This window comes from Streptomyces sp. NPDC001868, assembly GCF_040297125.1.
In the GTDB taxonomy this organism is placed as follows: Bacteria; Actinomycetota; Actinomycetes; order Streptomycetales; family Streptomycetaceae; genus Streptomyces.
In genome coordinates, this window is the sequence record NZ_JBEOYO010000007.1 from 228,611 (window position 1) to 241,778 (window position 13,168).

Consider the following 13,168-nt stretch of genomic DNA (forward strand, 5'->3'; position numbering starts at 1 on the left):
GTTGCGTAGGAGGGCCAGGCGGCCGGTCCCCCAGTTTACGGCGTGCCGGAACCCGGCCCGGCGACGTATCGAACGCTTGGCCAAGGTCCGCTCAACGGCGTGTCTCTGAACCCATTCGGCACATTAACCGACCTAAGTTGGACGAGTGGAGCAGCAGCAACGGACGTATCCCCCGCACCCCCGTCGGACCGGGCCGCAGCGCGGCGCCTCTTCTCTTCCCCCGCAGGTGGGCAGAGGGGGCCGGGTTCCCGGCGCGGGCGTACCACGTCGTGCTCCGGTCGCGCGCGGGCCCGTACCACCACCGGTCCGAGCCGTGCGGAGCGTCGCGCGGGCCGTGCGCCGGATGCCGAACCCACGCCTCACCGGGCTGGGCTGCGGGGTGTTCTGCGGGGTGTCGATGTTCGCGCTCGCCGGCCTCGACCGACTGCTGTTCGACGCGTCCCCCGCCCTGTACGGGGTGCTGTTCCTGCTGGTCAGCGCCTTGAGCGCGGTGTGGGTGCGGGGCGGTGACCTGGCGAGCGCGCCCGTGGTCGTACCGATCGCCTTCGCGGCCGGTCTGCCGCTGCTCGCCGAGGGCGAGGGCGGCCTCGGCGGTCATCTGATGGCGCTGGTCACCGCCCTCGCCATGCAGGCGGGCTGGCTGTACGGCGGCACACTCGTCGCCGGGGTGATCGTGACTGTGCGCAAGCTGCGGCTGATGGCCCAGCGGGCGGCCGAGCGGGAGTTCGAGAGGGAGCGGGGGGACGGAGAGGTCCGGGAGCGGGTCGGGGGGCCGGAGCAGGTCCGGGCGCCCGGTGTCCAGGGCCGGCCTCCGTACGACCACCGGCCGGTCGGCCCCCGGGCCCCTAGGACTCCGGCCCAGCCACGCCGCACCGTCCCCCGGGGCTCCTAGGGTCTGTCGCCTCCCGGCCCACCGCGTGGGCCGGTCCGCTCTCCACTCCTAGCCGGCCTTCGCCGCCCGCATCGCCGCGCCCACGATGCCCGCGTTGTTCTGCAGCTGGGCCGGGACGATCTCCGCCTTGATGTCCTCGATGAGGTGGAGGAACTTGGCGGACTTGCGGCTGACGCCGCCGCCGATGATGAACAGCTCGGGCGAGAAGAGCATCTCGACGTGGGCGAGGTACTTGGTGACGCGCTTGGCCCAGTGCTCCCAGGTCAGCTCGTGGTCGTCCTTGGCCTTGGTGGAGGCACGGGTCTCGGCGTCGTGGCCGTGCAGTTCCAGGTGGCCCAGCTCCGTGTTCGGGAGGAGGACGCCGTCGGAGAAGACGGCGCTGCCGATGCCCGTGCCGAAGGTGAGCAGGATGACCGTGCCCTGACGGTCGCGCCCGGCGCCGAACTGCATCTCGGCGACGCCCGCCGCGTCCGCGTCGTTGATCACGGTCACCGCCAGGCCGCCGAGCCGGTCGCTCAGCAGGGCGCGCGCGTCGGTGTCGATCCAGGCCTTGTCGACATTGGCCGCCGTACGGATCGTGGCACCGCCCGTGACCACGCCCGGGAACGTGATGCCGACCGGGCCGGTCCAGCCGAAGTGGTCGACGACCTCCTTGACCCCGTCGGCGACCGAGTCCGGCGTCGCCGGGTGCGGGGTCAGCACCTTGTACCGCTCGTCCGCCAGGTCGCCCAGGTCCAGGTCCACGGGAGCGCCCTTGATCCCGGAACCGCCGATGTCCACGCCGAAGATGTGCATGGCCCTACGTTACGTCGTACGACTGACAGTCACGCGAACGAGGTGCCCGGTCGCCGCCGGGTGCGGGAATCCGCACGCTCTCGCACGCGTACGGCCCCGGAACCTTCACGTTCCGGGGCCGTACGCGGGGGTGTTCGGGCGGGTCAGGCGCCCTGTCCGGTGCGCTCGGCGACCAGGGAGGCGGCCTCCTCGCGCAGGTCGCGGCGGAGTTCCTTGGGCAGGGAGAAGGTGATCGACTCCTCGGCTGCCTTGACCAGTTCGACGTCCTCGAAGCCGCGCAGGGAGAGCCACTCCAGGACCTCTTCGACGAGGACCTCCGGTACGGAGGCGCCCGAGGTGACGCCGACGGTCTCCACGCCCTCCAGCCAGGCCTCGTCGATCTCGTTCGCGTAGTCCACGAGGTATGCCTCGCGGGAGCCGGCGAGCTTGGCGACCTCGACGAGGCGGACCGAGTTGGAGGAGTTGCGGGAGCCGACCACGATGACCAGCTCCGCCTCGGCGCCCATCTGCTTCACGGCGAGCTGGCGGTTCTGCGTGGCGTAGCAGATGTCGTCGCTGGGCGGCGAGACGAGCAGCGGGAACTTCTCCTTGAGCGCGCCGACCGTCTCCATCGTCTCGTCGACGGAGAGCGTGGTCTGCGAGAGCCAGACGATCCTGGACGGGTCGCGGACCTCGACCTTGGCGACGTCCTCGGGGCCGTCGACCAGCTGGATGTGGTCCGGGGCCTCGCCCGAGGTGCCGATGACCTCTTCGTGGCCCTCGTGCCCGATCAGGAGGATGTCGTAGTCCTCATTGGCGTACCGGATCGCTTCCTTATGCACCTTGGTGACCAGCGGGCAGGTCGCGTCGATGGTGGCGAGTTTGCCGCGGGCGGCTTCGTCGTGGACGGTCGGGGCCACGCCGTGCGCGGAGAACATGACGATGTTGCCCTCGGGGACCTCCTCCGTCTGTTCGACGAAGATGGCGCCCTTCTTCTCCAGCGTCTGCACGACGTACTTGTTGTGGACGATCTCGTGACGGACGTAGATCGGGGCCCCGTACTGCTCCAGGGCCTTCTCGACGGCGATCACTGCGCGGTCGACTCCCGCGCAGTAGCCACGCGGGGCGGCGAGGAGGACACGGCGGCGGCCAGGCGAAGCGGTCATGTTGTCCATCGTAGGGGGTGGCTCCGCCGGGGGGTGGGGGAGCGTGGTGGGGGGCGACGGTGCGTTGTCGGGTGCGGCTCCGGTGGGGGCTGGTCGCGCAGTTCCCCGCGCCCCTGAAAAGCAGGGGCTGCGCCCCGTGCTTTTCAACCCGCAGCCCCGTCGCTTTTCGGGCCTGCAGCCCTGTCGCTTTTCGGGCCTGCGGGGCCGTGGTCTATCAGGCCCGCAGGGGCCTGATCTTTTAGGGGCGCGGGGAACTGCGCGAGAAGCCCCCACCGGAGCCGCACCCGCCAACGAACCCGCACCCCCGAGCTATTAGGCGCCCTTGTCCGTGCCCCCCGTTACGCTCGGCGCATGGCTCTCAACACGTCCGCCGAGTCCCCCCTCCCCGTCGGCGAGGTCTCCCGACTCATCGGCGGCTGGATCGACCGCCTCGGCGCGGTGTGGGTCGAGGGACAGATCACCCAGCTGTCCCGCCGCCCGGGCGCCGGCGTCGTGTTTCTCACGCTGCGCGACCCCTCGCACGACATCTCCGTGGGCGTCACCTGCTACCGGCAGGTCTTCGACGCCGTGGCCGACGTCGTGAGCGAAGGCGCCCGCGTCGTCGTCCTGGCGAAGCCCGAGTGGTACGCGCCACGCGGACAGCTGTCACTGCGGGCCACCGAGATAAAGCCGGTCGGGGTCGGCGAACTGCTGGCCCGGCTGGAGCAGTTGAAGAAGTCCCTGGCCGCGGAGGGCCTGTTCGCGCCCGAGCGGAAGAAGGCGCTGCCCTTTCTGCCACAGCTGATCGGGCTGGTGTGCGGCCGGGCCTCCGCAGCCGAGCGGGACGTGCTGGAGAACGCCCGCCACCGCTGGCCCGCCGTCCGCTTCGAGGTGCGCAACGTCCCCGTACAGGGCGTCCACGCGGTGCCGCAGGTCGTGCAGGCGGTGAAGGAGCTGGACGCGCTGAACGGCGTGGACGTCATCGTCGTCGCGCGCGGCGGCGGCAGCGTGGAGGACCTGCTGCCGTTCTCCGACGAGCAGCTCGTACGGGCCGTGGCGGCGTGCCGTACACCCGTCGTGTCGGCGATCGGGCACGAGCCGGACACCCCGCTGCTGGACTATGTCGCGGACCTGCGCGCGTCCACGCCCACCGACGCGGCCAAGAAGGTCGTGCCGGACGTGGGCGAGGAGTACGAGCGGGTGCGGTGGCTGCGGGACCGGGCGCGGCGGTGCGTGGAGGCGTTCGTGGAGCGGGAGGAGCGGGGGCTCGCGCATGCCCTCGCGCGCCCCTCGATAGAGGATCCGCACCGCATGATCGACGAGCGCGCCGACCATGTGGCCTCGCTGCTCGACCGGGGCCGCCGCTGCCTCGGGCACCATCTGGACCGCGCCGTCTCGGAGTTGACGCACACGCACGCGCGCGTGGTGGCCCTCTCCCCCGCGGCGACGCTCCAGCGGGGGTACGCGGTACTGCAGAAGGCGGACGGGCATGTGGTCCGCGCCCCCGGCGAGGTCGGGCCGGAGGAGTCGCTGCGGGCGCGGGTGGCCGAGGGCGAGTTCGCCGTACGGGTCGACGGGGCGGGAACCGGGACAGGGACGGGGACTGGCGGAGGAGCGGTGCCTGTCGACGGAACAGGGACTGTCGGAGGGGACGCATAGGGTGGGCCGCATGACCAGCAACGTGAGCGAGGCCGACGGGACGACCGAGGCGGCCGGGGCCTCCGAGGCCGACCGCGCCCTCGGGTACGAGCAGGCGCGGGACGAACTGATCGAGGTCGTCCGGCGGCTGGAGGCGGGCGGTACGACGCTGGAGGAGTCCCTCGCCCTCTGGGAGCGCGGCGAGGAGCTGGCCAAGGTCTGCCGCCGCTGGCTGGACGGCGCGCGGGCGCGGCTGGACGCGGCGCTGGCGGAGGGCGAGGACGGGGACGGACAGGGCAAGACCGGCTGACCCCCGCCGGTGAGCCTGACCCCCGCCGGTGAGCCTGACCCCTGCCGGTGGGCACCCGTCAGCCACCGGGCACCAGCACCAGCACCAGCACCAGCACCAGCACCGAGCCATGTGATCCGTCGCGCCGAACAGGCGCTGTGAAGCAGATCACCAGACCCCGCTTTTGGTTGAACCTTGAACTTCCTTGGCGTACCGTCGAGGACGTAATTCCCACATCGCTCGTACGAAGGTTGATCATGTCCCTCGTTCTCGACCCCACCGCCCAGGACCTGCTGTTCCGCGAGGCCCACACCGCGAACACGTTCACCGACGAGCCGGTGACCGAGGAGCAGGTGCAGGCGATCTACGACCTGGTCAAGTACGGCCCGACCGCCTTCAACCAGACCCCGCTGCGCATCGTCCTGGTCCGCTCCGCCGAGGCCCGTGAGCGTCTGGTGCCGCACATGGCCGAGGGCAACCAGGCCAAGACGGCCACCGCCCCGCTGGTCGCGATCCTCGCCGCGGACAACGAGTTCCACGAGGAGCTGCCGACCCTGTTCCCGGCGTTCCCGCAGGCCAAGGACCTCTTCTTCGCCGAGCGCACGGCCCGTGAGTCCGCCGCCGGTATGAACGCCGCCCTCCAGGCCGCGTACTTCATCATCGGCGTCCGCGCCGCGGGCCTGGCCGCCGGCCCGATGACCGGCTTCGACTTCGCCGGTGTCCAGAAGGAGTTCCTGGACGACGACCACACCCCGCTGATGGTCGTCAACATCGGCAAGCCCGGCGAGGGCGCGTCCCACCCGCGCTCCCCGCGCCTGGACTTCGACCACGTCGTCACCACGGTCTGAGTCCCACCACGGTCCTGGTCACCGCGCAGCCGTCACGAAGGGCCCCGGCGATCCCGCCGGGGCCCTTCGGTGTGTTCGGTTCACGGCTCACGCCGCCATCCGCGCTCGACGCGGGCTCACGCCCCGCCCGCGCTCACTCCGTCCTGAGTGCCTCGGCCATCTTCGCCAGTTGGCCGAACGACGCCGAACCGGTGACCACGGTCGTGGAGCCCGTGTCCTCCAGGACGAGGGCGTCGTAGCGCTCGCCCTCGTACCGGGTCCAGGTCTCGTCGCCGATCTTCTGTGTGGCCTCGGTCCTCCGCGCGTCCTGGGTGGCGTCCGCGATGAAACGGGACGGCTTCTCGGCGGACTGCTCGATCGCCACGTACTGACCGTCGGGGTCGTGGAACCCGAGGTGCCAGTGGTCGGACTCGTCGCCCCGGAAGCGGACGGAGGTCGCCTTCCAGGTCTCGGGCAGACCCTCGGGCGCGGCCACCGGGTACGAGGCCGCGCGACGCGCCGTCAGCAGCTCGACGCGGTAGTCGACGCGCGGGAGTTCCTGCTCGGTCTCGTCATGCGGGATGAAGAGATAGATGACCCATGCCGCCAGGACGATCAGCCCCAGGGAGAGGACCATGTCGCGAACGGTCTGCTTGCCTTTCATGCCTGCCACGCCCTCATCGTCGCAGGTGCACCACTCCGCTCATCCGTGGGGTCCCCTGCTCATTTTGTCGGACTGACGATAGAGTCGGGCGGAACCCTCATCCGGCCGTCGTCGTATCAGAAAGGTGCGCTCCGATGACCGAGAACCATCATCTGCCGTCCGAGCTCGAAGTCCCGAGCGAGGCCCCCGACCGCAACCTCGCCCTGGAGCTCGTCCGGGTGACCGAGGCGGCCGCGATGGCCGCGGGCCGCTGGGTCGGCCGCGGGGACAAGAACGGGGCGGACGGAGCCGCCGTGCGCGCCATGCGGACCCTCGTCTCCACCGTGTCGATGAACGGCGTCGTCGTGATCGGGGAGGGCGAGAAGGACGAGGCCCCGATGCTCTTCAACGGCGAGCGCGTCGGCGACGGCACCGGCCCGGAGTGCGACATCGCCGTCGACCCGATCGACGGGACGACACTCACGGCCAAGGGCATGACCAACGCGATCGCCGTGCTCGCGGCGGCCGACCGGGGCACGATGTTCGACCCGTCGGCCGTCTTCTACATGGACAAGCTGGTCACCGGGCCCGAGGCGGCGGACTTCGTCGACATCGACGCGCCCGTGTCGGTCAACATCCGCCGGGTGGCCAAGGCGAAGCGGTCCGCCACGGAGGATGTGACCGTCGTCATCCTGGACCGTCCCCGGCACGAGGGGATCATCCAGGAGATCCGGGAGGCCGGCGCGCGGATCAAGCTGATCTCCGACGGGGATGTCGCGGGCTCGATCCTGGCGCTGCGGGAGGGCACGGGCGTCGATCTGCTGCTCGGTGTCGGCGGTACGCCCGAGGGCATCATCTCGGCCTGTGCGGTGAAGTGCCTGGGCGGCACGATCCAGGGCAAGTTGTGGCCGAAGGACGACGCGGAGCGGCAGCGGGCCATCGACGCCGGGCACGACCTCGACCGGGTGCTGACGACCGACGACCTGGTGTCCGGGGAGAACGTGTTCTTCGTGGCCACCGGGATCACCGACGGTGAGTTGCTCCGTGGTGTGCGGTATCGGTCGGAGACCGCGACCACCGACTCGATCGTGATGCGGTCGAAGTCGGGGACGGTGCGGCGGATCGACTCGACGCATCGCTTGAGCAAGCTGCGGGCCTACAGCTCCATCGATTTCGAGAAGCCCAAGTAGGCAGTAGGCGGATCGGTCGACCAAGGGCGTGGGGGTTTCGGGGTGTTGTCGGCCGCGGGTGCGCCGTGGCCGGTCGCGCGGTTCCCCGCGCCCCTGAAGAGCCCCGCGCATGAAAGGCGCCCTCTTGTGCGGAGAGGGCGCCTTTCTCGTGCGTGTCGGTAGCGTCAGCCCGCCGCCGCTATCGTCCCGTTCGTCCTCGCCGCCTTCTGCAGCTCCAGGTCCCGGCGGCGCCTGCGGGCCAGGACCACGCGGCGTTCGGCCGCGGTCAGGCCGCCCCAGACTCCGTAGGGCTCGGGTTGCAGGAGTGCGTGTTCCCGGCACTCGACCATGACGGGACAGCGGGCACAGACGCGCTTGGCGGCTTCCTCCCGGGAGAGCCGGGACGCGGTGGGTTCCTTGGAGGGGGCGAAGAACAGCCCGGCCTCGTCACGCCGGCACACGGCCTCCGTGTGCCACGGGGCGTCCTGGTCCCTGTCGCGCACTGGCACCCGCTGGGGCGGAACAGCAGCGACCTGCAGGGACGAATGCGGCGGATGCAGCACGGTCTACTCCTGACGACGGCTTCGCGAGCGAGAGACGATGCAGCAAGGCCTACCCGCTGTGCGCGTGCCTATGCACTGAGTCCCGATCCACTGGAATTCGCCGTCAACACCACGCGCTCACCACCGGATCGGATCCCTTCGGGCCGTGTCCGGGCGTGGTCGAATTCACAAGCGTCAACGGTCCTGGTGTTTGCGCAAATGATCGTCCACCTTGCGGGAGACATGGTCGGCGACCCGGCCGAGGAGATCGGCGATCACCTTGCCCCGCTTGGGCCTCGCCTCGATGCTCCCGAGGACGGCCAGTCCGTCCACGAAGACCACGGGCGCGTCCCGCTCCTCCGAATCGAGCGCGTCCACCTCGAAGTTGCCGAGGATGCCGACGCCGCTGCCGCGCAGCGAGACATTCTCGGGGACGCGGATCTCGACGCTGCCGAAGACCGAGACCGCCTTGATCATCACCTGGCGGTGCTCGAAGAGCGCCTCGCTGAGGTCTATCTCGACGCTGCCGAATATCGCGTACGAGTGGATACGGCGGCCGGCCCGCCAGCGGCCCTTGCGCATCGAGGCGCTGAAGACCGCCATCAGCCGGTCGTCGGGGTCGATCGGGATGGCGCCGGGCGTGGGGCGGTTGGGCACGGAGGAGACCGGCGGCACATACGCCCGCCCCGGCTTCCGGGCCTGGCCGGCCGGCAGATCCCGTACGAAGACGTCCAGCTCGCCCACGGTCTTGGCGGCGAGCACGCCCTCGACCCGCTCGGCGTGCTCCTCCGCGGTGAGGCGGCCCTCGGCGAGGGCGTCGCGCAGGAGGTCGGCGATCCGGTCGCGGTCGGCGTCGGAGGCGCGCAGCTCGGCGGAGGACAACGGCGGTTCCTGGATGGGGCGCTTCTGAAGGTCCACGACAGCAGATTACCCACTCGCGATAGATCGCGACCAGGGGTGTGGACAACTCGGGGGCGACGAACTGAGCCTTACCTCACAAGCCCGCCCTCCCGGCCAGGTTCTACGCTGGTGAACGCTGCCAACGGAGGTCAGCCGTCGGCGAGTGAGCCGCAGGGGCGCGCGAGCCTGACAACAGCCTTGTCGAGTGAGGAATGGGCGACATGCCTGAGTTCGAGTACACCGATCTGCTCCCCATGGGAGAGGACACCACCCCGTACCGGCTGGTGACCTCCGAGGGTGTCTCCACCTTCGAGGCCGACGGGCGGACGTTCCTCAAGGTGGAGCCGGAGGCGCTGCGCAAGCTGGCCGCCGAGGCGATCCACGACATCCAGCACTATCTGCGCCCCGCGCACCTCGCGCAGCTCCGCCGGATCATCGACGACCCCGAGGCGTCGAGCAACGACAAGTTCGTCGCCCTGGACCTGCTGAAGAACGCGAACATCGCGGCCGCCGGTGTGCTGCCCATGTGCCAGGACACGGGTACGGCGATCGTCATGGGCAAGCGCGGACAGAACGTGCTCACCGAGGGCGAGGACGAGAAGGCCCTGTCCAAGGGCATCTACGACGCGTATACCAAGCTGAACCTGCGCTACTCGCAGATGGCTCCGCTCACCATGTGGGAGGAGAAGAACACCGGGTCGAACCTGCCGGCGCAGATCGAGCTGTACGCCACCGACGGCGGCGCGTACAAGTTCCTGTTCATGGCCAAGGGCGGCGGGTCCGCCAACAAGTCGTTCCTGTACCAGGAGACGAAGGCCGTGCTGAACGAGGCCTCCATGATGAAGTTCCTGGAGGCCAAGATCCGTTCGCTGGGGACGGCCGCCTGTCCGCCGTACCACCTCGCGATCGTGGTGGGCGGTACGAGCGCCGAGTACGCGCTGAAGACCGCGAAGTACGCCTCCGCGCACTACCTGGACGAGATCCCGGCCGAGGGGTCGCCGCTCGGGCACGGGTTCCGGGACAAGGAACTGGAGGAGAAGGTCTTCGAGCTGACGCAGCGGATCGGGATCGGGGCGCAGTTCGGCGGGAAGTACTTCTGCCACGACGTGCGGGTGATCCGGCTGCCGCGGCACGGTGCCTCGTGCCCCGTCGCGATCGCCGTGTCCTGCTCGGCCGACCGGCAGGCCGTCGCGAAGATCACCGCCGAGGGTGTGTTCCTGGAGCAGTTGGAGACGGACCCGGCGCGGTTCCTGCCGGAGACGACCGACGAGCACCTGGAGGAGGGCGACGTCGTCAAGGTCGACCTCAACCAGCCGATGGACGACATCCTCGCCGCGCTGACCAAGCACCCCGTGAAGACGCGGCTCTCGCTCTCCGGGCCGCTGGTCGTGGCCCGGGACATCGCGCACGCCAAGATCAAGGAGCGGCTCGACGCGGGTGAGGAGATGCCGCAGTACCTGAAGGACCACCCGGTGTACTACGCGGGGCCCGCGAAGACGCCCGAGGGGTACGCGTCGGGGTCGTTCGGTCCGACGACGGCCGGGCGGATGGACTCGTACGTGGAGCAGTTCCAGGCGGCGGGCGGGTCCAAGGTGATGCTGGCGAAGGGGAATCGGTCGCAGCAGGTCACGGACGCGTGCGGGGCGCACGGCGGGTTCTACCTGGGGTCGATCGGCGGGCCGGCCGCGCGTCTCGCGCAGGACTGCATCAAGAAGGTCGAGGTCGTCGAGTACGAGGAGCTCGGGATGGAGGCCGTCTGGAAGATCGAGGTCGAGGACTTCCCGGCGTTCATCGTCGTCGACGACAAGGGCAACGACTTCTTCAAGGACCCGGCGCCGGCGCCGACGTTCACGTCGATTCCGGTGCGGGGGCCTGGGCTGGCCTAGGGGTTCGGGGCGGGTCCGGGAGCGGTTCTTCCTCGCCCCCGCCGCCCCTACCCGTTCCCGTCCCCAGGGGCGCTGCCCCTTCGACCCCGGACCGCCCCCGGGGGCTGCGCCCCCGGACCCCCCTTTCGGCCTCCGGCCTCGTCCTCAAACGCCGGACGGGCTGAAGAGGGGTCAGACACCGGACGGGCTGGAGGGAACCCTTCTTTCCTCGTCACCCTCACGGGGTACGGACGGGAACATCACGGCCGGCCCGGACGCTGTACGGGGCATGAGTGACTACCGCGTCGAACATGACTCCATGGGTGAGGTCCGAGTGCCGGCGGACGCCAAGTGGCGGGCGCAGACGCAGCGGGCGGTGGAGAACTTCCCGGTGTCGGGGCAGCGTATCGAGCGGGCCCATATCGAGGCCCTGGCCAGGATCAAGGGCGCCGCCGCGACGGTCAACGCCGAACTGGGGGTGCTCGACAAGGATGTCGCCGAGGCGATCCGGGACGCGGCCGACGAGGTCGCGGAGGGGCGCTGGGACGAGCACTTCCCGGTGGACGTGTTCCAGACGGGGTCCGGGACCTCGTCCAACATGAACGCCAACGAGGTCATCGCCACGCTGGCGAGCGAGCGGCTCGGGCGGGATGTGCATCCGAATGATCATGTGAATGCGTCCCAGTCGTCCAACGACGTCTTTCCCTCGTCCATCCACATCGCCGCCACCGCCGCCGTCACCCGTGATCTGATCCCCGCCCTGGAGCATCTCGCCGACGCGCTCACCCGCAAGTCCGTGGAGTTCGCGGACGTCGTGAAGTCCGGTCGTACGCATCTCATGGACGCCACACCGGTCACTCTCGGCCAGGAGTTCGGCGGGTACGCGGCTCAGGTGCGGTACGGGATCGAGCGGTTGGAGGCCTCGCTGCCCCGGCTCGCCGAACTTCCGCTGGGCGGTACGGCCGTCGGCACCGGGATCAACACGCCGCCCGGGTTCTCCGCCGCCGTCATCGCGGAGGTCGGCCGGGTCACCGGGCTGCCGCTCACCGAGGCCCGGGACCACTTCGAGGCTCAGGGCGCGCGGGACGGGATCGTGGAGACGTCCGGGCAGCTCCGTACGATCGCCGTGTCCCTCACCAAGATCGCCAACGATCTGCGGTGGATGGCGTCGGGGCCACGGACCGGTCTCGCGGAGATCTCCCTCCCCGACCTCCAGCCCGGTTCCTCGATCATGCCCGGCAAGGTCAACCCCGTGATCCCGGAGGCCGTTCTCATGGTCGCCGCGCAGGTCACGGGGAACGACGTCACGGTCACCACGGCGGGCGCGTCGGGCAACTTCGAGCTGAACGTCATGCTGCCCGTCATCGCCAAGAACGTCCTGGAGTCGATCCGGCTGCTCACGAACGTCTCACGGCTGCTCGCCGACCGGACGGTGGACGGGATCGTGGCGCACCGGGAGCGGGCCCGGGAGTACGCCGAGTCCTCGCCGTCGGTGGTCACCCCGCTCAACAAGTACATCGGGTACGAGGAGGCCGCGAAGGTGGCCAAGAAGGCGCTGGCCGAGCGGAAGACCATCCGGGAGGTCGTCCTCGCGAGCGGGTACGTGGAGCGCGGCGATCTCACCCTGGAGCAGCTCGACGAGGCGCTGGATGTCCTGAGGATGACGCGGCCGTGACCGGACGGCGAGTTCCGGCCGTCCCAGGTGTCACTCGGGTAACCGATTCCCGCCAAGGCGTGAACCGTGACCGGTACCGCAGCGTCATATGCGCATGACACCTAATATCTGCGCATGGGAGACGACGGAGTGGTGAGACGAGTGGAAGCGGGCCGATCGACGGCGTTCTGGGAGCCGGGGAGTCAGATTCTGTGGCGCTACCGGGAGAACGGCGGCGAACACTTCCATATCGCACGCCCCGTCACGGTCGTACGCGACGACGAGGATCTGCTCGCCGTGTGGATGGCGCCCGGAACCGAGTGTGTACGGCCCGTGCTGGCGGACGGCACCTCGCTGAACTCCGAACCGCTCACGTCCCGCTACAAGAAGCCGCGGAGCGTACGGCTCGGCCGCTGGTCCGGCGCCGGGGTGCTGAAGCTGGCGCGGCCGGGCGAGCCGTGGTCGGTGTGGCTGTTCTGGGAGCAGGGTTGGCGTTTCAAGAACTGGTACGTCAACCTGGAGACGCCGCTGGCCCGTTGGGACGGCGGTGTGGACTCCGAGGACCACTTCCTGGACATCTGCGTGTATCCGGACCGGACCTGGACCTGGCTCGACGAGGACGAGTTCGCGCAGGCTCAGCAGGACGGCCTGATGGATGCTCACGCGGCCGAGCGGGTGCGGGAGGCGGGTCGGGCCGCGGTGGAGGTGATCGGCGCGTGGGGCCCGCCGTTCTCGGAAGGATGGCAGCACTGGCGCCCGAATCCGGCGTGGGGAGTACCGTCTCTCCCGGACGACTGGGACCGTACGCCCGCGCACTTGTCCTCATGAGA

General features: G+C 70.0%; 14 protein-coding genes. 8 read left to right on the forward strand and 6 right to left on the reverse strand.

Annotation, left to right across the window (positions count from 1 at the left end; genetic code table 11):
• Positions 1-343 precede the first annotated feature (343 nt).
• Positions 344-892 carry a DUF6542 domain-containing protein gene (locus ABT147_RS11600; protein ID WP_502983072.1) on the forward strand — a complete coding sequence of 183 codons (549 nt, stop codon included), beginning with the start codon at positions 344-346 and terminating at the stop codon, positions 890-892.
• Between the two features lie 48 nt (positions 893-940).
• Here the strand turns inward: ABT147_RS11600 and ppgK are convergent, their stop codons facing one another.
• Together ppgK and ABT147_RS11610 are read right to left on the reverse strand one after the other, a co-directional pair.
• Positions 941-1,687 carry a polyphosphate--glucose phosphotransferase gene (ppgK, locus tag ABT147_RS11605; RefSeq protein WP_351404464.1) on the reverse strand — a complete coding sequence of 249 codons (747 nt, stop codon included), beginning with the start codon at positions 1,685-1,687 and terminating at the stop codon, positions 941-943.
• A gap of 143 nt (positions 1,688-1,830) precedes the next feature.
• Positions 1,831-2,841 carry a 4-hydroxy-3-methylbut-2-enyl diphosphate reductase gene (locus ABT147_RS11610; RefSeq protein ID WP_351404466.1) on the reverse strand — a complete coding sequence of 337 codons (1,011 nt, stop codon included), beginning with the start codon at positions 2,839-2,841 and terminating at the stop codon, positions 1,831-1,833.
• Between the two features lie 342 nt (positions 2,842-3,183).
• Between ABT147_RS11610 and xseA the strand changes: the two genes are divergently transcribed.
• Entirely contained in the window at positions 3,184-4,470 is a 1,287-nt protein-coding gene (gene xseA, locus ABT147_RS11615) for an exodeoxyribonuclease VII large subunit (RefSeq protein WP_351404468.1), read from the forward strand.
• Positions 4,471-4,480: 10 nt separating this feature from the next.
• Positions 4,481-4,759, forward strand: coding sequence for an exodeoxyribonuclease VII small subunit (locus tag ABT147_RS11620; protein ID WP_351404471.1), 279 nt, complete (start codon positions 4,481-4,483; stop codon positions 4,757-4,759).
• A gap of 58 nt (positions 4,760-4,817) precedes the next feature.
• Here the strand turns inward: ABT147_RS11620 and ABT147_RS11625 are convergent, their stop codons facing one another.
• Positions 4,818-4,997: a hypothetical protein gene (locus ABT147_RS11625; RefSeq protein ID WP_351404473.1), complete on the reverse strand. Its 180-nt coding sequence runs from the start codon at positions 4,995-4,997 to the stop codon at positions 4,818-4,820.
• Here ABT147_RS11625 and ABT147_RS11630 point away from each other — a divergent pair.
• Entirely contained in the window at positions 4,996-5,586 is a 591-nt protein-coding gene (locus ABT147_RS11630) for a malonic semialdehyde reductase (protein WP_351404475.1), read from the forward strand. The two genes, ABT147_RS11625 and ABT147_RS11630, sit on opposite strands and share 2 nt — an antisense overlap.
• A 133-nt stretch (positions 5,587-5,719) precedes the next feature.
• Here ABT147_RS11630 and ABT147_RS11635 read toward each other — a convergent pair whose 3' ends face one another.
• Positions 5,720-6,229 (reverse strand): DUF4245 domain-containing protein, encoded by a 510-nt coding sequence (locus tag ABT147_RS11635; RefSeq protein ID WP_351404624.1) that lies wholly within the window; start codon positions 6,227-6,229, stop codon positions 5,720-5,722.
• Positions 6,230-6,363: 134 nt separating this feature from the next.
• Between ABT147_RS11635 and glpX the strand changes: the two genes are divergently transcribed.
• On the forward strand, positions 6,364-7,398 hold the full coding sequence (gene glpX / locus ABT147_RS11640; RefSeq protein ID WP_351404477.1) for a class II fructose-bisphosphatase: 1,035 nt from the start codon (positions 6,364-6,366) through the stop codon (positions 7,396-7,398).
• Positions 7,399-7,562: 164 nt separating this feature from the next.
• On the opposite strand, the gene ABT147_RS11645 is transcribed toward glpX, so the two are convergent.
• Both ABT147_RS11645 and ABT147_RS11650 read right to left on the reverse strand, forming a co-directional pair.
• Positions 7,563-7,940, reverse strand: a complete 378-nt coding sequence (locus tag ABT147_RS11645) for a WhiB family transcriptional regulator (protein ID WP_351404479.1) — start codon at positions 7,938-7,940, stop codon at positions 7,563-7,565.
• A 174-nt stretch (positions 7,941-8,114) separates the two neighbouring features.
• Complete coding sequence (locus ABT147_RS11650) at positions 8,115-8,837, reverse strand: DUF1707 SHOCT-like domain-containing protein (RefSeq protein WP_351404482.1); 723 nt, start codon at positions 8,835-8,837, stop codon at positions 8,115-8,117.
• A 203-nt stretch (positions 8,838-9,040) separates the two neighbouring features.
• Between ABT147_RS11650 and ABT147_RS11655 the strand changes: the two genes are divergently transcribed.
• The 3 genes from ABT147_RS11655 (at position 9,041) to fomD (ending at position 13,166) form a co-directional block, all read left to right on the forward strand.
• Positions 9,041-10,705, forward strand: a complete 1,665-nt coding sequence (locus ABT147_RS11655) for a fumarate hydratase (protein WP_351404484.1) — start codon at positions 9,041-9,043, stop codon at positions 10,703-10,705.
• A 268-nt stretch (positions 10,706-10,973) separates the two neighbouring features.
• Positions 10,974-12,359, forward strand: a complete 1,386-nt coding sequence (locus tag ABT147_RS11660; protein WP_351404486.1) for a class II fumarate hydratase — start codon at positions 10,974-10,976, stop codon at positions 12,357-12,359.
• A gap of 114 nt (positions 12,360-12,473) precedes the next feature.
• Entirely contained in the window at positions 12,474-13,166 is a 693-nt protein-coding gene (gene fomD / locus ABT147_RS11665; protein ID WP_351404488.1) for a cytidylyl-2-hydroxypropylphosphonate hydrolase, read from the forward strand.
• The last annotated feature ends 2 nt before the right edge of the window (positions 13,167-13,168 follow it).

What these genes read in the sequence shown, in the direction of transcription:
- ABT147_RS11600 (WP_502983072.1), top strand. Translation starts at nt 344, where the DNA reads ATGCCGAACCCACGCCTCACCGGGCTGGGCTGCGGGGTGTTCTGCGGG.
- ppgK (WP_351404464.1), bottom strand. Translation starts at nt 1,687, where the DNA reads ATGCACATCTTCGGCGTGGACATCGGCGGTTCCGGGATCAAGGGCGCT.
- ABT147_RS11610 (WP_351404466.1), bottom strand. Translation starts at nt 2,841, where the DNA reads ATGGACAACATGACCGCTTCGCCTGGCCGCCGCCGTGTCCTCCTCGCC.
- xseA (WP_351404468.1), top strand. Translation starts at nt 3,184, where the DNA reads ATGGCTCTCAACACGTCCGCCGAGTCCCCCCTCCCCGTCGGCGAGGTC.
- ABT147_RS11620 (WP_351404471.1), top strand. Translation starts at nt 4,481, where the DNA reads ATGACCAGCAACGTGAGCGAGGCCGACGGGACGACCGAGGCGGCCGGG.
- ABT147_RS11630 (WP_351404475.1), top strand. Translation starts at nt 4,996, where the DNA reads ATGTCCCTCGTTCTCGACCCCACCGCCCAGGACCTGCTGTTCCGCGAG.
- ABT147_RS11625 (WP_351404473.1), bottom strand. Translation starts at nt 4,997, where the DNA reads ATGATCAACCTTCGTACGAGCGATGTGGGAATTACGTCCTCGACGGTA.
- ABT147_RS11635 (WP_351404624.1), bottom strand. Translation starts at nt 6,229, where the DNA reads ATGAAAGGCAAGCAGACCGTTCGCGACATGGTCCTCTCCCTGGGGCTG.
- glpX (WP_351404477.1), top strand. Translation starts at nt 6,364, where the DNA reads ATGACCGAGAACCATCATCTGCCGTCCGAGCTCGAAGTCCCGAGCGAG.
- ABT147_RS11655 (WP_351404484.1), top strand. Translation starts at nt 9,041, where the DNA reads ATGCCTGAGTTCGAGTACACCGATCTGCTCCCCATGGGAGAGGACACC.
- ABT147_RS11660 (WP_351404486.1), top strand. Translation starts at nt 10,974, where the DNA reads ATGAGTGACTACCGCGTCGAACATGACTCCATGGGTGAGGTCCGAGTG.
- fomD (WP_351404488.1), top strand. Translation starts at nt 12,474, where the DNA reads ATGGGAGACGACGGAGTGGTGAGACGAGTGGAAGCGGGCCGATCGACG.